At 65.1% G+C, this 22575-nt stretch carries 18 protein-coding genes; 1 reads left to right on the plus strand and 17 read right to left on the minus strand.

Annotated features, from left to right (window positions below; genetic code table 11):
- Positions 1-4: 4 nt before the first annotated feature.
- Complete coding sequence (locus tag ACU5AZ_RS04535) at positions 5-2389, plus strand: PAS domain-containing sensor histidine kinase (protein WP_446824841.1); 2385 nt, start codon at positions 5-7, stop codon at positions 2387-2389.
- On the opposite strand, the gene ACU5AZ_RS04540 is transcribed toward ACU5AZ_RS04535, so the two are convergent.
- From ACU5AZ_RS04540 to ACU5AZ_RS04620, 17 genes are all read right to left on the minus strand, one after another.
- Entirely contained in the window at positions 2334-5294 is a 2961-nt protein-coding gene (locus ACU5AZ_RS04540) for a bifunctional [glutamine synthetase] adenylyltransferase/[glutamine synthetase]-adenylyl-L-tyrosine phosphorylase (RefSeq protein ID WP_446824842.1), read from the minus strand. The genes ACU5AZ_RS04535 and ACU5AZ_RS04540 overlap by 56 nt on opposite strands.
- Positions 5295-5344: 50 nt before the next feature.
- Positions 5345-6757: an ATP-binding protein gene (locus ACU5AZ_RS04545; RefSeq protein WP_446824843.1), complete on the minus strand. Its 1413-nt coding sequence runs from the start codon at positions 6755-6757 to the stop codon at positions 5345-5347.
- A 7-nt stretch (positions 6758-6764) separates the two neighbouring features.
- On the minus strand, positions 6765-7514 hold the full coding sequence (locus ACU5AZ_RS04550) for a response regulator transcription factor (RefSeq protein ID WP_446824844.1): 750 nt from the start codon (positions 7512-7514) through the stop codon (positions 6765-6767).
- A gap of 79 nt (positions 7515-7593) precedes the next feature.
- A complete protein-coding gene (locus ACU5AZ_RS04555; protein ID WP_446824845.1) occupies positions 7594-9129 on the minus strand; it encodes a Do family serine endopeptidase in 1536 nt (511 codons plus the stop codon).
- Positions 9130-9292: 163 nt separating this feature from the next.
- Entirely contained in the window at positions 9293-9748 is a 456-nt protein-coding gene (locus ACU5AZ_RS04560) for a cytochrome c-type biogenesis protein (RefSeq protein WP_446824846.1), read from the minus strand.
- Positions 9745-11736 (minus strand): heme lyase CcmF/NrfE family subunit, encoded by a 1992-nt coding sequence (locus ACU5AZ_RS04565; protein WP_446824847.1) that lies wholly within the window; start codon positions 11734-11736, stop codon positions 9745-9747. The genes ACU5AZ_RS04560 and ACU5AZ_RS04565 overlap by 4 nt, the downstream gene beginning before the upstream one ends.
- Positions 11733-12185 carry a cytochrome c maturation protein CcmE gene (gene ccmE / locus ACU5AZ_RS04570; protein WP_446824848.1) on the minus strand — a complete coding sequence of 151 codons (453 nt, stop codon included), beginning with the start codon at positions 12183-12185 and terminating at the stop codon, positions 11733-11735. The genes ACU5AZ_RS04565 and ccmE overlap by 4 nt, the downstream gene beginning before the upstream one ends.
- Positions 12182-13321: a c-type cytochrome biogenesis protein CcmI gene (gene ccmI, locus ACU5AZ_RS04575; RefSeq protein WP_446824849.1), complete on the minus strand. Its 1140-nt coding sequence runs from the start codon at positions 13319-13321 to the stop codon at positions 12182-12184. Before ccmI ends, ccmE begins: the two co-directional genes overlap by 4 nt.
- 121 nt (positions 13322-13442) lie before the next feature.
- Positions 13443-13853, minus strand: coding sequence for a hypothetical protein (locus tag ACU5AZ_RS04580; RefSeq protein ID WP_446824850.1), 411 nt, complete (start codon positions 13851-13853; stop codon positions 13443-13445).
- A 137-nt stretch (positions 13854-13990) separates the two neighbouring features.
- Positions 13991-15376 (minus strand): ATP-binding protein, encoded by a 1386-nt coding sequence (locus ACU5AZ_RS04585; RefSeq protein ID WP_446824851.1) that lies wholly within the window; start codon positions 15374-15376, stop codon positions 13991-13993.
- 5 nt (positions 15377-15381) lie between these two features.
- The gene (locus ACU5AZ_RS04590) at positions 15382-16068 is read right to left on the minus strand and encodes a response regulator transcription factor (RefSeq protein WP_446824852.1); all 687 of its coding nucleotides are present in this window, start codon (positions 16066-16068) and stop codon (positions 15382-15384) included.
- A 67-nt stretch (positions 16069-16135) separates the two neighbouring features.
- A complete protein-coding gene (locus ACU5AZ_RS04595) occupies positions 16136-16384 on the minus strand; it encodes a hypothetical protein (protein WP_446824853.1) in 249 nt (82 codons plus the stop codon).
- Positions 16385-16497: 113 nt separating this feature from the next.
- Positions 16498-16704 (minus strand): hypothetical protein, encoded by a 207-nt coding sequence (locus ACU5AZ_RS04600; protein ID WP_446824854.1) that lies wholly within the window; start codon positions 16702-16704, stop codon positions 16498-16500.
- 24 nt (positions 16705-16728) lie between these two features.
- Positions 16729-20592, minus strand: a complete 3864-nt coding sequence (locus tag ACU5AZ_RS04605) for a baseplate multidomain protein megatron (protein ID WP_446824855.1) — start codon at positions 20590-20592, stop codon at positions 16729-16731.
- A gap of 32 nt (positions 20593-20624) precedes the next feature.
- Positions 20625-21068, minus strand: coding sequence for an NlpC/P60 family protein (locus ACU5AZ_RS04610; RefSeq protein WP_446824856.1), 444 nt, complete (start codon positions 21066-21068; stop codon positions 20625-20627).
- The gene (locus ACU5AZ_RS04615; RefSeq protein WP_446824857.1) at positions 21065-21937 is read right to left on the minus strand and encodes a DUF2163 domain-containing protein; all 873 of its coding nucleotides are present in this window, start codon (positions 21935-21937) and stop codon (positions 21065-21067) included. Before ACU5AZ_RS04615 ends, ACU5AZ_RS04610 begins: the two co-directional genes overlap by 4 nt.
- Positions 21934-22575 (minus strand): phage distal tail protein, Rcc01695 family, encoded by a 642-nt coding sequence (locus tag ACU5AZ_RS04620; protein ID WP_446824858.1) that lies wholly within the window; start codon positions 22573-22575, stop codon positions 21934-21936. Before ACU5AZ_RS04620 ends, ACU5AZ_RS04615 begins: the two co-directional genes overlap by 4 nt.

Raw genomic sequence — 22575 nt, forward strand, 5'->3', positions numbered from 1 at the left:
TAGAATGACAAACGTGCGGCGGGTCACCGCAGCCGAAGGGCGACTGCGTCTCAAGACGCCGGATTTCAGCATCTTTCACGACTGGCTCAAACGGGGGGCGGAACAGATGTTCACGGCAAGGGCAAGCCGTCTGCCGCAGATCGAGCCTGTTCTCAAGCGCTCGATCCCGATCCTCATCATCATCTTTCTGTCGATCGTCGCAGCCTCGCGGATCATCGGTGTCGTCTCAGAACAGGACCGGCTCGAGGAGAGCCTGCGCCAGTCGACGGTACTGACCCTTTCCGCCGCCAATTCCGCCTTTGGCAGTGCAGAAGCGGCGGCTGCCTGGAGCAACCGCGACGCCGCGGAGGAGATGCTCCGCGCCAAGCTTCCGTCCGCCAGCCTGCCGTCCGGTACCTTCATCCTGCTGATCCATGCCGACGGCACGATCTTCGCCAGCTCCCCGACCGGCGCCGGCTTCGTCGGCATGAAGCTTCCCGAACTGCTGCCGGAAATGATGACGGTCGGTCGCTACGGCGCAAGCACCGGCATCATCCAGGCGATGATCGGCTCGGTGCCCTATGACGCCGCCATCAGCCTCGCCGGCGACAAGGGCGGCATGATCTTCGTCGCATCCTCGCGCGAATGGATCGGCCAGCAGTGGCGCAACGAGGTGGCGCTGAACGTCACGCTGTTTGCCGGCACCTCGGCAATCCTGCTCGTCGTCCTCTACGCCTATTACACGCAGATCAAGCGGGCCCGCGATTCGGATCTCGTCTATCAGGAATCGAGCCTGCGGGTCGAAACCGCACTGTCGCGCGGCCGCAGCGGCCTCTGGGACTTCGATTTCTCCACCCGCCGGCTCTACTGGTCTCGCTCCATGTACCAGATGCTCGGCCTGCCGCCGTCCGACCGCATCCTCACCTTCTCGGATGCCGCCCGGCGCATGCATCCGGAAGACCAGAACTTCTACGCGATCGCCCGCTCCGTGGCGCATGGGGAGGCCCGCAATATCGACGAGGTGTTTCGCGTCCGCCACGCCGACGGTCACTATGTCTGGCTCAGGGCGCGCGCCCAGCTGGTTCGCACTGCATCCGGCAAGGTCCACCTGATCGGCATCGCGATGGATGTTTCCGAACAGCACCGCCTCGCCCAGCGCTATGCCGAAGCCGACCAGCGTCTGGCCGACGCGCTGGAATGCACCTCGGAAACTTTCGTGCTCTGGGACCGCTACGACCGGCTGGTGATGTGCAACGCCCATTTCCAGCAGGCGTACGGCCTGCCGGACACCGTCCTCATCCCCGGCACCGACCGCAAAAAGGTCATGTCGGCGGCCGCGCGCCCCGTCGTCACCCGCCGCATCGCCGATCCGGACCGCAACGGTCGTTCGCAGACGGCAGAGGTTCAGCTCGCCGACGAGCGCTGGCTGCAGATCAACGAGCGGCGCACCCGTGACGGCGGCCTCGTCTCGGTCGGCACCGACATCACCCAGCTCAAGCGCAACACCGAACGGCTGCGCAAGTCCGAGCGCCGTCTTATGGCGACCATCAACGACCTGTCCGCCTATCGCCAGACACTGGAAAAGCAGAAGGCCGAACTGTCCATCGCCAACGCCAACTACCAGGCGGAGAAGGAACGCGCCGAGGCCGCCAACATCGCCAAGTCCGATTTCCTCGCCAACATGTCGCACGAGCTGCGCACGCCGCTGAACGCCATCCTCGGCTTCTCGGAAATCCTGCTCAACCAGATGTTCGGCGAGCTCGGTTCTCCGAAATACAACGAATATGCCCGCGACATCCATGACAGCGGCAAGCACCTGCTCAACGTCATCAACGACATCCTCGACATGTCGAAGATCGAGGCGGGCCACATGCGGCTGCATTGCGAGGCGATCGACCTGGCGCCGCTGATCGAGGAGAGCCTGCGCTTCATCACCATTCCGGCAAGCCAGAAGAATATCGATGTGATGCCGTGCATCTCCTCCGGCCTGACGCTGGTCGCCGACCGCCGGGCGATGAAGCAGATCATGCTCAACATCCTCTCCAACGCGGTGAAGTTCACTAATGAGGGCGGCCGGGTTTCGGTCAAGGCCCGCAAGGCCGGCGGCGCGGTCTACCTGACATTTGCCGACAGCGGCATCGGCATTCCGCGCGCCGCGATCTCGAAGATCGGCCAGCCGTTCGAACAGGTCCAGAACCAGTACGCCAAGAGCAAGGGCGGCTCGGGCCTCGGCCTTGCCATCTCCCGCTCGCTGGCGGCCCTTCACGGCGGCAAGATGAAGATCGTCTCGCGCGAGAAGGAAGGCACCATCATCTGCCTGCGCATTCCCGACCTCGGCACCTCCGTCGATCTCGTCAGGCTTTCAAAGTCCTTTGAAAAATCGTCCGTACGGCTTTTGCGCAGCGCTTGATCTCGGCTTCCAGCTGGCCGATGGCCGGGCATCCGCCCGCATGGCAAACGAGATCGACCAGTCCTGACGGCGCCTCCTTCGGATCGAAGGCGTCGTCGATGCACAGTCGAATGATCTGCGAGACTTCGCCGTAGAGCCGCAGCGCCTCCCGGCATGTGTCGAGATCGTCGCGGCTCATCATCCGCGCGCCCAGCGCCTCCAGGAGCTCCTGTGTCGTCATGCCGGCGGTGTGCACCTCGATGTCCTCCGCCCCCGCTGCAAGCGCCAGATACTGGCCGAGGAATTCCAGGTCGACCAGGCCGCCGGCGATCAGCTTCATGTCCCACAGGCTTTCCGGCGGCTTTTCCTTGTCGATCATGCCGCGCATGTCCGACACGTCCTTGGCGAGCGCTGCCGGATCACGCCGGCGCGCCACGATCCCGTCGATGACGGCGACCGTCTCTGCACAAAGGCGTTTGTCGCCGCAGACGGGACGGGCACGCGTCAGAGCCATGTGCTCCCAGGTCCAGGCCTCCTCCTCCTGGTATTTGACGAAGGCGCGAAAGCGGGTCGCAAGCGGCCCCTTGTTGCCGGAGGGTCTCAGCCGCATGTCGACCTCGAACAGCACGCCCTCTGCCGTCGGCGCCGACAGCGCCGCCATAAGCCGCTGTGTCAGGCGCGTGAAATAGCGCTGCGCGTCGAGCGGCTTCGCACCGTCCGATTCGGCGTTGTCGTCGTCATATTCGTAGAGCAGGATCAGGTCGACGTCGGAGCCCGCCGTCAGTTCGAAACTGCCGAGCTTGCCCATGCCGAGGATCGCCACGCGGCTGTCGGGAAACACCCCGTGCGCGGCCTCCATCTCGTCGATCACCGCGCGTAGCGCGGCCGCGATCGCAAGATCCGCCAGATGGGTGAAGGCCTTGCCGGCATCCGCGCCGCTGATCGCGCCGGTCAAAAGCCGGATGCCGATCAGGAAGCGCTGCTCGGCGGCGAAGATGCGTAGCCGGTCGAGCACGTCCTCGTAGACCACCGCACCGGACAGGAATTCCTCAAGCCGTGTTTCGAGATAGGCTCGCGTCGGCAGTTCCGACAGGAGTGCCGGATCCAGCATGCCGTCGAAGACATGCGGCCGCGAGGCGATGATGTCGGCGAGCCGAGGGGCCGACGCCATGATCGTCACCATCAGGTCGAGAAGCGCGGGATTGCTGGCGAGCAGAGAGAACAGCTGGACGCCGGCCGGCAGGCCGGACAGGAACTGATCGAAGCGAAGCAGCGCCTCGTCTGCCCGCCGGTTCTCGCCAAAGGCCTTCAGAAGCTGCGGCGTCAGCGCCGTCAGCCTCTCGCGCGCCGGCGCCGACTGCGTCACCCGGTAGCGGCCGTAATGCCAGCCACGGATGACCGACGAGATCGCCTCGGGCCGTTCGAAGCCGAGCTTGCGCAGCGTCTCCAGCGTCGCCGGATCGTCCTGCTGGCCGGTGAAGACGAGATTGCCGGCATCGCTTGCCAGTTCCGCCTCGCGCTCGAACAGCCGCGCATAGCGATGCTCGACGCGCTTGAGCACCGATGTCAGTTTCTGCGAAAAGCCCTTCGTGTCCTCGAAGCCGCACATATAGGCGATGCGCTTCAGTTCCGCCTCGCTGTCCGGCAACACATGCGACTGCTCGTCGCGCACCATCTGGATGCGATGCTCGACCGCGCGCAGGAACCAGTAGGCCGAAGTCATCTCGTCGCGCGTCGATGCTCCGATCCAGCGCGCCTCGGCAAGCGCTTCGAGCGCTTCCTGCGTCGGCCGGATGCGCAGTTCCGGCATGCGTCCGCCGGCGATCAGCTGCTGGGTCTGGACGAAGAACTCGATCTCGCGGATGCCGCCGCGCCCCAGCTTGACGTTGTGGCCCTTCACGGCGATCTCGCCATGCCCCTTGTGGACATGGATCTGCCGCTTGATCGAATGAATGTCGGAAATCGCCGCATAATCTAGATACTTGCGGAAGACGAAGGGGCGCAATTCCTTGACGAAAGCCGCTCCGGCCTCGAGGTCGCCGGCGCAGGGGCGCGCCTTGATGAAGGCCGCGCGCTCCCAGTTCTGGCCGCGGCTTTCGTAGTAAAGCAGCGCCGCTTCGACGGGGATGGCAAGCGGCGTCGAACCCGGATCAGGCCTCAGCCGCAGGTCCGTGCGAAAGACATAGCCGTCGGCTGTGCGTTCCTGGAGCATGCGCACCAGCCGCCGCATGAGGCGGGGAAAGAGATCAATCGCATCGTCCGGGTCAGCGACCAGACCCGAGGCCGGATCGAAGAAGACGACAATGTCGATATCGGAGGAATAATTGAGTTCACCGGCACCGAGCTTGCCCATGCCGAGGACGACGAGACCGGACCCCTTCGACGGCTGGTCCGTATCCTTCAGCGTCATGCGGCCGTCAGCCGCGGTGGTGGCGAGAAGATGATCGATCGCCGCCGAGATCGCCGCATCCGCCAGCGCGCTCAGCCACGCCGTCACCTCGGCAGTGGACAATATCCGCCCGAGATCGGCCAGCGCCAGCAGAAAGGAGACACGGCGCTTGGCGACCCGCAGCCGCGACATCACTTCGGCTTCCGCCGGCAGGGCTCCGTCCTTGTCCGCCTTCCAGCTATCGCGCGCATCCTGCACCAGGGAGCGGATCATGCCGTCTAGCGGTTCGGAAAAGGCGATTGGCAGGAACGATGCCTCCAGCCTCGCCGTGTCGCGAAGATGCGGGGAAAGCGTCATTGCTGCGAGGAAGAAGGACTTGAGGTCCGGGTTTGCCTCGATCACCGGAGCCAGGTCCGGCGCCTCCGCCATCCACTCCTTCAGGTCCGTCGCCGCCGATTTCAGCTCGCTCTGGCTGAAGGGCCTGATCACCCCTGCCTCGACGTCCGAAAGACGCCGCATGTGTTGCTTTGCGTCCATGCCATTCCTCCCTCAGCCGGTATAGCAGCCGGGGACCGCGATTGCGACCGTCAGAGCTTGGCGGCAGGGAAAATCATCGTGACCGTCAAGCCCTTGGCGACCTCGGAGTCCGGATCCGTGTCGGACAGCTCCAGCCGTCCGCCATGCAGCAGCATGACCGCTTCGACGAGCGACAGGCCAAGCCCCGTGCCGGGCTTGGTGCGGCTCTCGTCCAGCCGGACGAAGCGCTTGACGACGTCGTCGCGGCGGTCCGCGGGGATGCCCGGCCCGTGGTCGGCCACGGACAGATGGATCTCGCCACCCTCGCTTGCCGCGCGCACGCAAATCTTGCGCTCGCCCTCGCCTTCGACGGCATACTTGATGGCGTTGTCCATCAGGTTGGTCAGCGCCTGGCCGATCAGTTCGCGGTTGCCGAGCAGGGAGAGTTTTTCGCCGATATCGGTCTCCAGCGAGAGCCCGACGTCCTCGGCCACGGGCTCGTAGAGTTCGGCGCTGTCGGCAACGATCTCGGCGAGATCGACGGGGCTCATCTCGGCGGCGACCGATCCGGCCTCGACGCGGGAAATCATCAGCAGCGCGTTGAAGGTGCGGATCAGCTGGTCGGATTCGGCAATGATTCCCTCCAGCGCCAGCTGGCGGGCTTCCGGCTCCGGATTGGCAAGCGCGTCGGCCGCCTTGTTGCGCAGCCGCGTCAGAGGCGTCTTCAGGTCATGGGCGATGTTGTCGGAAACCTGCCGCAGCCCCTCGTTGAGCTTGGCGATCCGGCCGATCATCGCGTTCAGCGATACCGACAGCCGGTCGAATTCATCGCCGGAGCCGGATTCTGGCAGCCGCTGCGTCAGGTCGCCGGCCATGATCTTCTTGCTGGCCGCCGACATCCGGTCGATCCGTTTGAGCGCATTGCGGCCGATGCCGAACCAGATCAGCACCGCGCCGGCGCCCATGATCGCCAGCGCCAGCATCAGCGCCCGGCGCACGAGATAGCGCAGCCGCTGCGGCTCGCCGAGATCGCGGGCGATCAGGATGCGTAGACCATTGTCGAGGACGAAGACGTAGCCGACTGCGACGTGCTGCGGCCTCTTCGTCTCGTCGTCGGCATAGCGCGTATAACGGAAGGGATGGTCGACCCAGCCGGTCGCATCGAGCACACCGGGATCGACCGCCTGCACGTTGCCGGCCAGAACTTGGCCGACGGGACCGGCGATCACGTAGAGGTTGGCGCCGGGCTGGCGGGCGCGCCGTTCGATGGTCTTCAGGATGCCGTTGACCCCTGCGCGCGCATAGATCTCGCTGAAATCCTTGATCTCATCGGCAAGTGATTCCTGCACCTGCCGCCCGATCAACTGGCCGGACATCGACGTCACGTAGAAGACCAGCATGGCGGCGCACAGGCCGAACAGCAGGATATAGAGCGCTGAGAGCCTGACGGCGGTCGAGCGGAAGAGCAGCATCAGTCGCGCCATCCGGCCCTTATCCTTCGTCGCGGATCATGTAGCCGGCGCCGCGGATGGTCTTCAAGAGCGGCCGGTCGAAATCCTTCTCGATCTTGGAGCGCAGGCGCGAGACATGCACGTCGATGACGTTGGTCTGCGGATCGAAATGATAGTCCCAGACATTTTCGAGCAGCATGGTGCGGGTTACCACCTGGCCGGCATTCTTCATCAGATATTCGAGCAGGCGGAATTCGCGCGGCTGCAGCAGGATTTCCTTGCCGTCGCGGCGCACCTGATGCGACAGGCGGTCGAGTTCCAGGTCGCCGACCCGATAGACCATGTCCTGTTCCGGCGTGCCCTTGCGGCGTCCGAGAACTTCGACGCGGGCGAGCAGTTCGGAAAAGGCGTAGGGCTTCGGCAGGTAATCGTCGCCGCCGGCACGCAGGCCGGTCACGCGGTCGTCCACCTGGCCGAGCGCCGAGAGGATCAGGACGGGCGTATGGATGCCCTTGCGGCGCAGCTCACTGATCACCGACAGGCCGTCGCGGCGCGGCAGCATGCGGTCGATCAAGAGCACGTCGTACGGGTTCTCGGATGCCATGAACAGGCCGCTCTCGCCGTCGCTGGCGTGGTCGGCCACGATGCCGGTTTCCCGGAATGCCTTGACCAGGTAGGCGGCGGCCTCCAGGTCGTCTTCAATCAGCAGAATCTTCATGTGCGCGACATTAGCCGGTCTTCCGGCATCCGCACAGTCCTTCTCCACAGCGGCGATTTCAGCATCAGACATTCGCTCACTCCATTGTCCGGAACCAAAAAGGCGTCGCGCAGCGGTTGATGCTGCGCGACGCCCGGTGTGTCGGAACCGATCAGCCCTGGCTGACGGGCAGAGCCACGAAGCGGCTGCCCTGCTGGGTCTCGATCTGGAACAGCGCCTTGGTGCGGCCGTTGTCCTTGGCTTCCTTCAGCGCCTTGACGATGTCGTCGGCGCTGGAGATCTCCTGGTTGTTGACCGAGGTGATCTTGTCGCCGGCGCGGATGCCCTTGTCGGCGGCGTCGGAGTTCGGATCGACGTCGTTGATCGTCACGCCATTGCCGTCGTCGGAAGGCGCCACGCTGAGGCCGAGGTCGGCCAGCGCCTTGTCGGTGGACGGCGTTGCCTGGTCGGAGCCTTCATCGGCACTTGCGACCTTTTCGGCCGGCAGCGTGCCGAGCTTGACGCTCAGGTCCTGCGACTTGCCATCGCGCCAGATCGTCACGTCGACCTTGGCACCCGGTGCCATGGCGCCGATGCGGCGGGCGAGATCACGGGAGTCCTTGATCGGGTCGCCGTTGACCGCGGTCACCACGTCACCCTTCTTGATGCCGGCTTCCATGCCCGGAGAGTTTTCCTGCGGCTCGATCACCAGCGCGCCCTTGGCCTCTGCAAGGCCGAGCGATTCGGCGATGTCCTTGGTCACCGGCTGGATCTGTACGCCGAGCCAGCCGCGGTCGACCGCGCCGCTCTTGATCAGGTCGTTGACGACGCCCTGGGCAACGGAGGCCGGAATGGCGAAGGCAATGCCGACATTGCCGCCGGAAGGCGTGGAGATCGCCGTGTTGATGCCGATCACTTCGCCGTTCAGGTTGAAGGCCGGACCACCGGAGTTGCCGGGGTTCACGGCAGCATCGATCTGGATGAAGTCGTCATAGGGACCGGAGTGGATATCGCGGCCGCGGGCCGAAACGATACCGGCCGTCACCGTGCCACCGAGACCAAACGGATTGCCGACCGCGACGACCCAGTCGCCGACGCGAACCTTGTTGTCATCGGCAAACTGCACGTAGGTGAACTTGCGCTTGGAATCGACCTTCAGCACAGCCAGGTCGGTGCGCGGGTCGGTGCCGATCAGCTTGGCCGGCATTTCCGTGCCGTCGTTCATGACGACCGTGAAGGCAGAACCGTCGGAGACGACGTGGTTGTTGGTGACGATGTAGCCGTCATCGGAGATGAAGAAGCCGGATCCCTGGGCGGTCGGACGCAGACGCTGCTTGCCCTTGGGCATGCCGTTGCCGTCCTGCGGGCCGCCATTCGGGCCGCCGAAATCGCGGAAGAAGCGCTTCAGCGGGTGGTCGTCGGGCAGGTTGTCGAAGCCGCGCTCACCGAAGTTGAAGTAGAAGCCGCCATCATCGGCAGCCGGCTGAACCTTGGATTCGACGCGGACGGAAACCACCGCCGGCGAAACGGCATCGACGACGTCGGCAAAGCTTGCGACGTGTGGCGCGTCGACCTCAACCGGTGCCGCATAGCTCTGTTCGACGAGAGCCGGAATGCCGGTCGACAGGAGCACAGCCGCAAGACCCGCGACAGTCGTGGACTTCAGGACGGTTTTCAGGGTGGTGCGACCGTTTTGAGTGCTGGACATGGGGATTACCTTCTCTTCCTTTGTCATTTTGCCTTGGGGGTCGGCAGGAACAATCGATGAAGAAAGGTATAGAGGGTGAGACCTTACGGAGAACTGACCGGGCGATGAATTTTTGGTAATGTTCGGCACTTGTGGAAAACGCCGTATACGAGCACCCAGAAAATCAGCCTTTCAGTATGTTTTCCAATTCCTTGGCCTCTGCCTCGGTCAGCGGCTTGCCGGTCGGCCGCGCGCGGTTCCTGCGCCCGTAGATGAACAACGCGAAACCTCCGGCGAGCGCCAGCAGCAAGGGCGCGCCCCACAGGATCAGTGTCTTCTCGCCGAAGCGCGGCTTCAAGAGCACGAATTCGCCGTAGCGGGAGACGATATAGTCGATGACCTGCTGGTCAGTGTCGCCCTGCGTCAGTCGGTTGCGGACCAGCAGCCGGAGATCGCGGGCGAGATCGGCATTCGAATCGTCGATCGACTGATTCTGGCAGACCATGCAGCGAAGCTCGGACGAAATCGTGCGCGCCCGCGCTTCGAGGGCCGGATCAGCCAATACTTCGTCCGGATTGACCGCGAAGGCCGGCGCCGCCGTGACCAGAAACGCCAGGATCAGGACAAGACGGCGGATCATTCGGCAGCCTCCACCGCCGGTCCGGTCACCGTTTTGGCCCGGCGCTTCGGTGCGCCGACCCGCAGGCGGCGGTCGCTCAGCGAGACGAAACCGCCGACCATCATGAGCAGCGCGCCGCCCCAGATGCAGAGGATGTAAGGCTTCCACCAGATGCGCACGACCATGCCGCCGTCCTCCGTCGGATCGCCCAGCGAGACGTAGAGCTGGCTCAGGCCGAAGGTGCGGATGCCGGCTTCCGTGGTTGGCATGCGGCGGGCAGTGTAGAGCCTCTTGGAGGAGAAGAAATCCGAGACCTGTACACCGCCGCGGGCGATGGAGAAATGGCCAGAATCCTCGGTATAGTTCGGTCCCTTCCCGGATTTCATGCCGTCGAAGGTGATCTGATAGCCGCCGGCCTCTGTCGTTGCGCCCGGCTTCATCTCAACGACGGTTTCCGTCGCGAACGTCGATACGGCGACGACGCCGAGAACCGAGACGCCGAAGCCCGCATGGGCGAGCGCTGTGCCGAAAGCCGAACGCGGCAGGCCGGTCAACCGCTTCCAGCCGACGCTCAGTCCCGCCTTGGAAAAGCCGGCGCGGTAGTAGAGATCGGCGAACGCCCCGAAAATCAGGTAGAAGCCGGCACCGAGCCCGGCGAGCGCCAGCAGCGGTCCGCCGCTCTGCGTGTAGAACAGGATCGCCGCGGCAACGAAGGCGGCTATCGCGAACATGTAGAGCCTCTGGAACGCGCCCAGCAGGTCGCCGCGCTTCCAGGCGAGCAGCGGGCCGAACGGCACGGCGACGATCAGCGGCAGCATCAGAAGGCCGAAGGTCAGGTTGAAGAACGGCGCACCGACCGAAATCTTCTCGCCTGTCAGCGTTTCCAGCAGCAGCGGATAGAGCGTGCCGGTCAGAACCGTCGCCGTCGATACGGTGAGGATCAGGTTGTTGAGCACCAGCGCCCCCTCGCGGGAGATCGGCGCGAACAGCCCACCAGCCTTCAGGAGCGGGGCGCGGAAGGCAAACAGGCTCAGCGAGCCGCCGATGAAGATGATCAAAATGCAGAGGATGAAGATGCCGCGCGACGGGTCCGAGGCGAAGGCATGCACCGAGGTCAAGACGCCGGAGCGCACGAGGAAGGTGCCGAGCAGCGACAGCGAGAAGGTCAGGATGGCGAGCAGCACCGTCCAGATCTTCAGCGCCTCGCGCTTTTCCATCACGAGGGCCGAATGCAGGAGCGCCGTGCCGGCAAGCCAGGGCATGAAAGAGGCGTTTTCGACCGGATCCCAGAACCACCAGCCGCCCCAGCCGAGCTCGTAATAGGCCCAATAGGAGCCCATGGCGATGCCGGCCGTCAGACAGGTCCAGGCGGCCAGCGTCCAGGGCCGCACCCAGCGCGCCCAGGCGGCATCGATACGGCCATCCAGAAGCGCTGCGACGGCGAAGGAGAAACAGACCGAGAAGCCGACATAGCCGAGATAGAGGAGCGGCGGATGAATGGCGAGGCCGACATCCTGCAGTACCGGGTTCAAATCCTTGCCTTCCGCCGGCGGCGGGAAGAGCCGCGCGAACGGGTTCGACGTCAGGAGGATGAACAGCGTGAAGGCAAAGCCGATCCAGGCCTGCACCGCCAGCACATTGGCCTTCAGCGTGTCGGGAATGTTGCGGCCGAACAGGGCGACAAGGGCGCTGAAGAAGGCGAGGATCAGCAGCCACAGCATCATCGAGCCTTCGTGGTTGCCCCACACGCCCGAGAATTTGTAGAGCGCCGGCACCAGCGAGTGGGAGTTCTCCCAAACGTTGACGACCGAGAAGTCGGAGGTCATGTGGGCGCGCGTCAGCATGGCGAAGGAAAAGGCGACCAGCGCGAAGCCGGTCAGCGCCGCATAGGAGGCGAGATCCATCAGCCCCGCATCGCCGCGCCGGGCGCCGACGACCGGCAGGATCGACTGGACCAGCATGACCCCCAGCGACAATACGAGCGCATAATGTCCAAGCTCGGTCATCATTTGATCGTTTCCTTACCAGAAAGCGTTACGCCCCGCGCCTCGAGCCTGTCGGCGACATCCTTGGGCATGTAGGTCTCATCATGCTTGGCAAGCACGGTATCGGCAACGAAAACATTGCTGCCCGGCTCGAATGTGCCTTCCGCCACCACGCCCTGCCCTTCGCGAAACAGGTCCGGCAGGATGCCGGTATAGGTCACCTTGACCTCCGACTGCGTATCGGTGACGACGAAGGTCGAGGTCGTGCCGGCGCCGCGCACCCAGCTTCCCTCCTCGACCAGCCCGCCAAGGCGGATCCGGGTGCCCGGCTGCACATGCGCCTCGGCGAGATCCCCGGGCACGTAGAAATAGGCGACCGACTGGCCGAAGGCGAACATCACCAGAAGAACGGCGGCGATGATGAATCCCATGCCGCCGCCGATCACCGCGAGGCGTTTCTGCTTGCGTGTCATTGGCTTACTCCATCCACCGTCAGCCCCATCTCGGTGCCGAGCGCGACGAGCTGCCTGCCCTCGTCACCGTCGGCCGGAAAGGTCTTCAATGCCGTCTTGAGGGCCTCCTCGGCCTTGTCCTTCTGGTTCAGCACCGCATAGGAGCGCACCAGCCGCATCCAGCCCTCGAAATTGTTCGGGTCGTCGGCAAGCTTCTGCGCCAGGCTTGTGACCATCGACTGGATCATCTGCTGGCGGTCGCCGGACGACATGTCCTTTGCGGCCTCCACGTCTTCGGCCGTCGGATTGCCCGGGGCCTTCGCCTCGCCTTCGGCCACCGTCGGAGCACCGCCGACCTGGGCGATATGGCGATTGACGAGCGGCATCCACGGCGCGTCGGCCGGGCTTTCCGCCGCAAGCGCCTTGAAGGCCGCGAGCGCTTCCTCGCGCTTGCCGCTCTCCTCGAGCGCCAGAGCGAGGTAATATTTCGCCTTCGGATTGTTGCCGTCCAGCGCCACCGACTTCTGGAACATCTGCTGCGCTTCGTCGGTAACAATACCGTCGTTGCCGGCAACCAGCGTCTCGCCAAGGCCGGAGAGGCGTTCGGCGTTTTCGCCCAGAAGACGGATGGCGTTGCGATAGGCAAGCTCGGCGTCGCCGATCCGCATGTTGCGGAAGTAGATCGGCGCCAGCAGGTCCCAGCCGCCGCCGTCATCGGGATTCTCGGCCAGGTGCCGTTCGGCCTTGGCAATCAGGATGCCGACGTCGTTGCCGGGATTGTCCATGCGGGCGGCCAGCGGCTCGTCCGGTGCGCCCGGCGTCCCCGTCAGTCCGTAGAGATAGATTGCGGTTCCGGCAACGGCCAGCACGACGACGGCTGAAACCAGAATGTGCCTTCCGCCCGCCGTCCGCCGCTCCGTCTTCGCCTTGGAGACGGCGATCAGCCGCCTGCCGATCTCGGCGCGGGCATATTCGGCTTCTTCCGCCGAGATGAGCCCGGAAGCGCGGTCCCGCTCCAGCTCGGAGAGCTGGTCGCGGTAAACGGCCGCCTCGCCGGCATTCGTTTCATCGGGCTGACGGCCCCTTCGCAAGAGCGGCATGACGAGCAAGGCCGCGACGAGAACGGTCAGAAGAGTGGCGAGAATCCAGAAATCCATGGCGATCCAAATACTGCAAGCGCGGGGGCTTTCCAACGCTCAAAGTGGCCGACGCGGCAAATTGCTGCGTTTGGCCACACTCGGCCTCGCTTTTAAGGCTTCAGCCTTGCGCCACCATGATTCAGATCAAAGGCGTCCAGCTGCCATCCTGGTTGCGGCAGGCGACGCCCTTGGCGACTTTTTCGCCATTCGGCGTCTGCAGCGTATGGGAATACTGGCGGCAATTCTGCGAGCCGACCTGATAGGGCGCAGCCGCGACCACCTTGCCGCTATAGCTGCGGCCGGTCCAGGTGACCGCCTGCCCGCCCGGTGCCGCTTCCAGCGCCCGGTACTCCGCTTCCAGCGCCCGCTGCTTGTCGCCATCGCCGAGATCGGCGCCCGTCAGGCGCACGATGCCGCCGTTCAGGGCGGCGATGAAGCGCCCCGGAGACGCTGCGTTGCCGATCTTCGGCCCGTTCAGCGCCTGGCAACCGCTCAGGACCATGGCAGTGAGGCAAAGGGACGTAAGGAAGGAAGACCTGATCAAATTCATGAGGAGCAAATACCGGGGAACTGAGCTGTTGTCTGGAACTGGCCGAAAGTGACTTCGCTTTCGTCCGTGGCGTCATTGTGGCGAAGTCTTCACGCTTTTAACACAATCCCGGCAAAGCTGAACCATGTCATTGCGGATCAATCATTTTCCCGGATCAGCGCCGGCAGGAGCAGGCTGGCGCGAAGCCCGCCCATCGTGCCCCGCGACAGGACGAAGTCGCCCTCGTATTCCGTGGCGATCTCCTTGACGATGGAAAGGCCCAGCCCCGTTCCGGGCTTGCTTTCGTCGAGCCGCCGGCCGCGCTTCATCGCTTCCTTGATCTCGTCCGGCTCCAGTCCGGGTCCGTCGTCCTCGACGACGATCTCCACCCTGGGTCGCAAGCCGGCTTCCGCGGCGGCGCGCCTTGCCGTAATCGTCACCTTGCCCTTGGCGAAACGGGCGGCGTTTTCCAGAAGATTGCCGACCGTCTCCTCGAGGTCCTGCGCCTCCATCGCCAGCATCTGGTCCTTCGGCTCGACCCGAAGCGTGAACTCGACGCCGTCGTTCAGCCGCCGCATGACACGGATCAGACGTTCCAGAACCGGTTCGATTTCGCAGCGCGCCAGCACCGTGTCGCGCTGCGCCGCGATGCGGGCGCGGTTGAGGTAGGACTGCACCTGCGCCTGCATCGTGTCGGCCTGGTTGCGCACCAGTTCCCCTTGCGCGCCCTGGATAACCCGCGATTCGTTCAATAGCACGGCGATCGGCGTCTTCAGCGAATGGGCGAGATTGCCGACCTGCATGCGGGCGCGCTCGACGATGCGCCGGTTGCTCTCGATCAGCGCATTGACCTCGTTGGCCAGCGGCTGGATTTCGCGGGGGAAGTTTTCCGGCAGCTTCTCGCTCTCGCCGCCGCGGATCTTCTCGAGCGCCTTTCTGGCACGGTCGAGCGGACGCAGGCCGAGCAGGATCGCCAGCGCGTTGATGACAAGGCTGCCGAAGCCGAAGACGCCAAGCGCCAGATAGAGGCGATGGGAGAAATAGCGCACGTCGTCCTCGACGACATCGGTGTTCCCCGCCACGCGGAAGCGGGCGATCCGGCCGTCATTGTCCATGATGACCTCGGTTTCGGCGATCATCACGGTGTTGCCGCTACCGTCCGGTTCGGAATAGAGCCGCTCGTAATTGGCGTCGAACGGCACCGCCGCCGTCGAGACCACCGGCAGCTTGATATCGCCAAGCGAGCTCGAGACCAGCGGCTCGGCCTTGTAGTCGCCGATCGGCTCGACCATCCAATACCAGCCGCTGGCCGGCTGCTGGAAATCGAGATTGCCGAGCTGCGGCGAGCCGGTCAGCTTGCCTGCGTCGTCGACGGAAACCGAGTTGATGACGTTGTAGAGCTGGGCGTGCAGCAGTCCCTCGAAGCCGCGTTCGGCCCCGCGCCGGTAGAGCGTCGAGATGACCAGCGCGATCACCACGATTGCCACCGCCGACCAGACTGTCGCCAGCAGCAGAACGCGGAAGGTCAGTGAGCTGTTGCGCATCGCCCCTATTTCGCGTCGGCGGACTTGGCGTCGCCCGGCGCCTGCATCCGGTATCCGAGACCGCGCACCGTTTCGATCAGGTCGACGCCGAGCTTCTTGCGCAGACGCCCGACGAAGACCTCGATCGTGTTGGAATCGCGGTCGAAGTCCTGGTCGTACATATGCTCGACCAGTTCGGTGCGCGACACCACTTCGCCGAGATGATGCATCAGGTAGGACAGAAGGCGATACTCATGCGAGGTGAGTTTCAGCGTCATGCCGTTGACGGTCGCCTTCGAACTCTTGGTGTCGAGGCGCACCGGACCGCAACTGATTTCCGAGGTAACGACGCCCGCCGCACGGCGGATCAGCGCGCGCAGGCGCGCCAGCACTTCCTCGACATGGAACGGCTTCGTCACGTAATCATCCGCGCCGGCGTCGATACCGGCCACCTTGTCGGACCAGCGGTCGCGGGCGGTCAGGATCAGGACCGGCATCGCGCGGCCTTCAGCACGCCACTTCTCCAGCACAGTGATGCCGTCCATCTCCGGCAGGCCGATATCGAGAACCACCGCGTCATAGGGCTCGGTTTCGCCCAGGAAATGGCCTTCCTCGCCGTCGAATGCCTGATCGACCACATAACCGGCCTCCTTCAGCGTCTCGCTCAGCTGCCGGTTGAGATTTTCGTCATCCTCGACGACCAGAATGCGCATGGCGGTCCCACCCTCTTCACATAAAAAACCTCCCGCCCGGAATCACCGGGCGGGAGGTTGCAGTCTATTACATCGGGACCTTTTTCGTCACCTTCTTCGGTCGCTCGCCGTCGCGTTGCACGAGAACGGTGACGACACAGGAATTGCCGGACGCCTGTACCGAGAGTAGCTGCCCGCCCGTCTGGGACACCACCTGCGAGGCGGCAGCCTGGCAATTGCCCCCCGCCTCGACGACATAGCGGGTCGTCTGCGGCGGCTCGAAAGCCATGCCCGACAGCCCTGCAGTGAGTGCGGCGATGATGAGGGGAGACGCCATTGCTTTCCCTTTCGGCATTAAACGATGTTGAAGCCGTTTCTAACCGATCCCACCTGAACAGCAAATGAATGGCAAGGGAAGTCCAATTTGCGCCGCAATTCAGTTGCAGCCGTTCATTTCAGCGCCTTTTTGGCCGTAACGCGACCATAGAGCGCGACCAGCCCGCCGATAGCACCGGTGATTGCCGTGATCGACTCCACCACCTGCCCCTGGTCGGACACGCCGAGATCGAGGCCGCCATATTGCGCCAGCGATGCGCCGATCGCAACCAGCGCGCCCCAGACCGCCTTCGACTGATACCAGTTCTTCTCGCTTTCCATGCACTTCTCCTTTCGCTCCTGTTTTCAAAGGGAAATCAGTCTCTCCGCCGGAATACCGAGCGGCACCTTGCGCCCGAGCTGGCGGACCCGGATCGCGAGAGCGGCCTGCGGCGCGCCGAAATCGGCGACCTCGTCGGCACCCGCATACTCAAAGACCGGGCTTGCCACTTCGACCGTACGGACCGGCAGGCCGCCGGAGAGAATGTCCAGCCGATAGGCTTCCGTCTCCTCGTCCAGCGGAATCTCGCTCGATAACCAGCTATCGGCCTCGATTCGGCCGCGCCGAACCCACGTGATGCGGATGGTGCCGTCCTGACGGCGCACGGCACGCAGATGCACCGGCGCCAGCGGCGTTTCCGCCCGTTCCCCGCCGGTGAAGGCGAATGGCCCGGCCATGCCGTCGGCGGTCTCCACAATCCAGTTGCGCTCCAACCCGCGCTCGGCCGCCGTCAGTCCGATTGCCGCCACCGCATCATCGATCAGCACGACCGCCGTGCCCTCTTCCGCCCCGGCCGCCATGGCGTCCTCGGTGCCAGCCAGCCCGCGCAGGAGACCGGTCAGCCGCCAGTGATCCGCCGCCGTTTCCTCCGCATTGAGGAACGAGCAGAGTTCCCAGCTACCCGCCGAAGAGCGGACCGCGATCAGATTGCCGCCGTTCAGCACCGTGGCCTTTTCCGCGGACGCGAAGCTGCCGAAGGCAAGATCGACCTCCAGCGCCTGCGAATGATCGAAGCGACCGGGAACGCCGCCGCCTAGTGTCGTGCCAAGCGTCCCGATGATGGCCGGGCGGGTCAGCAGGGCGCGGGCCGAATAGCCCTCGGTCGTCGCCGATGCCGACACCGTCACCGTCTTCCATGGGCTTGCCGTCACGGCGATCCGCGCGAATTCCGATGCCTCGTCGCCACCATAGCGCGGCAGGTCCATCAGGTGGACGATCGGCGAGAAGCTGGCGGAAGCCGAACCGGATGTGTGCCGGCGCGCGCTTTCCGCCGGCGGCGCCAGACCGGGAGCGCTGACCACTTCGCGCGCCTCCACGCTGCGGCTGTCGCCATCCTCGATCCGGGTGACCAGAAAGCGCCCCTCAGGGCCCACGGGCAGACGCACCACGTCGCCCGGCTGCAGTGCCGCCATTGTCGGCGACACCGCGAAAGTCACCGACCGCCTGGAAATCCGGTGGTCGCGCAGCAGTCCGTCGGTCGCCAGCAGCGCCTCTTCCTGCGGCAGCGCCGCCACCAGACTGTAGGACAGCACCCGGTCGTTTGCCGCCGCCACCCGGCGCGAGCGTGCGCCCGCCTGTTCGTAATCCAGCGCCGCGTCGTAATAGGTCACCAGCGCCTCGCCGGCATAATCGGCCACGTGCCCCCGCGTCTCCTCCCACAGCGGCTGGTCCTCCTCGTCCACCAGCACCGCCATGTCACGCGCCGGCAGGCTCGCCTTGGCCCGCGAGCGGAACGTCAGCCGCCCGCCATCCTCGAAGACGTCGAGCTGGAAGACGTCGATCAACGGTTCGAGCAATGAGCGCGCCGTCGTCACGTCCGATTGCACATAGCCGGTCAAGTTGCCGCTCACCTGCGACACGTCGAAATCGGCAAAACCGTGATCGGTCAGCACCGCACCGATGATGCCGGCCAGCGTCCCCGTTCCCAGCCGGCCGTTCAGCCAATGCCCCGTGCGCCAGTTGTCCCCGTCCGACCAGACGGATGTGTCAAAGGGAAAGGTCGGGAACGGCCGCGCGTCCCAGGTCCAGAGAAACATGCGGCCCGGATCAACCATGCCGGCCGGCGCTTCTTCGCTCGTCCACCAGTCGTGATGCGCTTCGAGAAAGCGGCGCTGGACGCTGTCCGAGCGCGTGGCGTTCGAAAAATACGGCGCCGCATTCTCCGAGGATTTCGGGTCGAAAAAGACATTCGGCTGGTTCGCAGCCTTGTCGATTGCCGCGCAGCCGAGTTCGGTGAACCAGACGGGCTTCATCCCCGGCAGCCAGGCGGTCGGTTCCGCCGCTTCGGCTCCGCCGTGGCGGTCATAGTGCCGGTTTACCCACCAGCCCTCGATGTCCTTGTAGCGGTAGACCCATGGCTTGCCCGCCAGGCCGTCGGCGATCGGGCTGCGGCTGCGGTTCGCCCGCGCAGCGTCTCCGGCATAATACCAGTCGTAGCCTTCGCCCGACGTGATCGCCGCCTTCAACCCGTCCGCATCGTCGGCGAGCCGCAAGCCGTCGGGGTTTGCCGCCACGAGATCGTCGTCGCGCCAGTCGGCGAGCGGCATGTAGTTGTCGATCCCGACCGCGTCGATATTGGGCGACGCCCACAACGGATCGAGATTGAAGAAGACGTCGCCGGAGCCATCCGCCGGGTGATAGCCGAAATACTCGCTCCAGTCGGCGGCATAGGTGAGCTTCGTCGACGCGCCAACGATCGCCCTGACATCGGCGGCCAACGTCACCAGCGCCGAAACGAAGGGAAAGCCGCCAGTCTCGTCGCGCACCCGCGTCAGCCCGCGCAGTTCCGACCCGAGAATGAAGCCCGCCACGCCGCCCGCCGCCTTGGCGAGCTTGGCATAATGCAGGATCATCCGCCGGTAACCCTGATCACTGCCGTGATAGGTGACAGTCGTGCCGCTGGTGGTGAAGTTGCCTGCCGTCGCGCTGCCGCAAAAGCCGTTGACCTGTGTGCGTGCCGCAGCCGTCCCGTCGACGCTGCCTGCGATCCCTGCGGCCGGATGGCAGGTGATGCGCCCGCGCCAGGGATAGGCGTCCTGCTCCGTGCCGCAGTAGGGGTCGGCCCGGCCGTTCCCGGCGGGTATGTCCATCATCACGAAGGGGTAGAGAAACACCTCCAGCCCGCGCACCTTGAGATCTGTGATCGCCGCGACCACACTCGCGTCATCGGGCGTGCCGCCAAGTGCCGGTTCGCCGTCGATCCGCGAGACCAGATGCGCGGCCCCTCTCGAAATGCCGGAAACCTTCCAGGTCACGCTTTCCTTCTGCCGCGCGGAGAGCTCAACGCCCGGTACGATGCGGCATTCACCGGCTCTCAAGTCGGTGCCGAACCAGGCGACAACGAGCGCCACCCGTTCGAGGTTCGGGCAGACGGCCATCAGCTCGTCGATCGAGGCTTCCCAGTCGGTCGCCCGGGTCAGCACATTGCGGTTGATCGTCCGGGCGCTCGCCTGCCCCGTCTGCTCCTTGATCGCTACCGGGCTGTAGCCGTATTCGGTCGCGCCCGGCGTGACGGTGATCGCCTTGACGAGGCTTTCCAGCCGGCCGGCCGGCCGCATCACCTCGAACTGCAGGATCGGAATGCGGTTGCCGTAGGTTTCCAGCGGAAAATGCTCGAACACCACATAGGCAAGCCCGCGATAGGCCGGCGCATTGCCCGCCCCCTGCTTGGCCTCGATCAGCGGATCCGGCGCCTGGTCTTCAGCGCCGGTATGGATCCGCATCTCGATCGTCGTCAGATCCAGTTCCTGCCCGTCCGCCCACACCCGGCGCACGCCGGCGATCGGCCCCTCGCAGAGCCCGATCGCGACATTGGCGTAGTAGTAATAGCTGTAGGTCGTCACCTTTGAGGAAGAGCTGGACGAGCCCTTGCCGCCGCTGCGTTGGGTCGCCGTCGTCACCTCTTCCTGAAAGCGCGTCGCCCAGATCAGCGTCCCACCGATCCGCATCGTGCCGTAGACGCGATTGACCGCCGTGCCCTCCTCCGCCCCGGCGATGCGGGCCGACGACAGCTGGCTGCCCTTGACCGTCGTCGACGATCCGCCGCCGATCACGGCGCGGTCGATCGCGTTGCCGGCCAGCGCACCCGCCGCCCGGCCGATGATTGCACCAACGGGACCGAAGACGCTGCCAAGTGCTGCGCCCGCGGCCTGAAGCAGAAGCGTTGCCATCAGGACCTCATGCCATCGAAAGGAAAACGGGATCAGAGCCCCGGACGGGCGGGAAAGACGAACACGCCGGCGATCCGCCGCCGCCAGGACGGCACGAGTGCCGAGGAAACCACGGCGGCCTGTTCATAGGCATGAATGAAGCGGCCGCCCTCATCCAGTATGCCGAGGTGCTTGGCCGCCATCTCGGCCTTCCAGCGGAAAATCAGAAGATCGCCGGGCAAGGCCGCATCAAGGCCCACCGCCCCGCCGAAATGGGAGAGCGCCGCCGCCATCAGCCGGTCCTCGCCGGAGCGTTCCGCCCAGTCGCGGGCATAGGCGCCCGCCGGCTCCGGCTCGCGGCCATAGAGTTCGCGCCAGATGCCGCGCACCAGTCCCAGGCAATCACAGCCAACACCCTTCAGCGAGGCCTGATGTCGATAGGGCGTGCCGATCCATGAGCGGGCAATCGCCAGCACGTCATTGCGGATATCGCTCATTCGAACAGCACCCCGCCGTCATGGTTCGCCTCGCCCGTCGCATAGGAATAGGCGAAGTCGCTTCCCGGCATGTGCGGAAAGCCCCGGAAATTCAGATGATTGGCGAACCTCGCCTTGCAGGTCGAAAAGGCCTTGTCGCAGCCGGCGGTCAGCGTCAGCGCGCTTCCCTCCGCCGGCAGCACGGCGAGCGGCAGCCACAGCGTCAGCACGTGATGGTCGCCCTCCGCATTCACATCGTCGATATCGGCGCTCGTCCCATCGGCAAAGCGCGCGACGCCTTGGCGGAAGAAGCCCGTCGCAAAACCGGAAACGCCGTCGACCACCAGCTTCGCCGCGTCGACGACCGTCACCACGCTTGCCGCCGCCCGATAGGCGGTGAGATCGACCCCGCAGCGGGCATCGCCCAGTGTGGCGTCGCAGCGGCGGTTATAGGTCCGGCCCTGCGGCCGCGACAGCTTGTGGGCAAAGCTCCGGAGTTCCGCCGAAAAATACCCCTCCGTCCGCCGGACGTCGCCGATCTCCTGTACGCGCAGCAGTAGGTGCTGATCCGGCGCCGCCCAGTTGACCAGGTAGACCTCGACCTTCGCCCCGTCATAGCGTCCGGCGACCAAATCGGCCTCGGTGATCGCCTCGCTCGAAAATCCGCCGGCAACATCCGACGTCTCTGCCGAAAGCCCGCTCGCCTCCTCCGCTTCACTCGCGGAAAAGCCGCTCGCCGCGCGGTAGAGCGTACTGGCGAAATTCAGGTCCCGGTCATGCTCGGTGAAGCCGAGCACCGCTCCGTCGGCCAGCGTCACCCGCCAGGCATGGCAGACGGTCGTCACGTCGCCGCCGAGGTGGGCCGCAAAGGCTGCGTCGATCGTCCTCATGGCAGGATCTCCATCAGCGGAATGGTCGGAATGCGCCCGGCATTGAAGGCCTGCAGGTTGACGTCGATCCGGTCGGTGGCAAAGCGCACCGGCACGTCGAACTCGAAGCCCGCCGTCACCGCCACGCCGTCGCCCGGCAGATGCCCCGCCGAGAAGACGACGAGGCCCATCGCATGGTCGATCCCATAGGTCGCGGCATCCGCAACCACGCCGTCGAGCGCCACCGAAACGCTGCCCGCCACCGGCTTGGCGATCGTCCGCAGCCACGCACCCTCGCCGTCGCCATAGGCCTTGACCAGATGGAACGCCGCCGTCGTCCCGTCGCCGATGCCGAGCGCCTGATCGGTCGCGGCAATCGCCGCGCCGGGCGCACAGGATTTCCAGTCGACCGGGTCGCGAAAGCGGAAGCCGTACATCTCGCCGGCACGCGCCTCGAAGAATGCCAGGACCTCGTAGAGGTCGGCGACCGAGCGGATCCCCGAACCGGCGTCATAGCTGCGCCGTGAATTCTGCCAGCGCTGGTTACGGTTCTCCCGCCCGTTGGACAGGTTGACGATATCGGTGCGCCTGACCGGCCCGCCGGTCACCGTCAGCGACAGGCGCAGCGGAAAGCGGACCTCGTGAAAACTCGCGGTCAT

The sequence above is a fragment of the Rhizobium sp. PAMB 3182 genome (genome assembly GCF_052908355.1).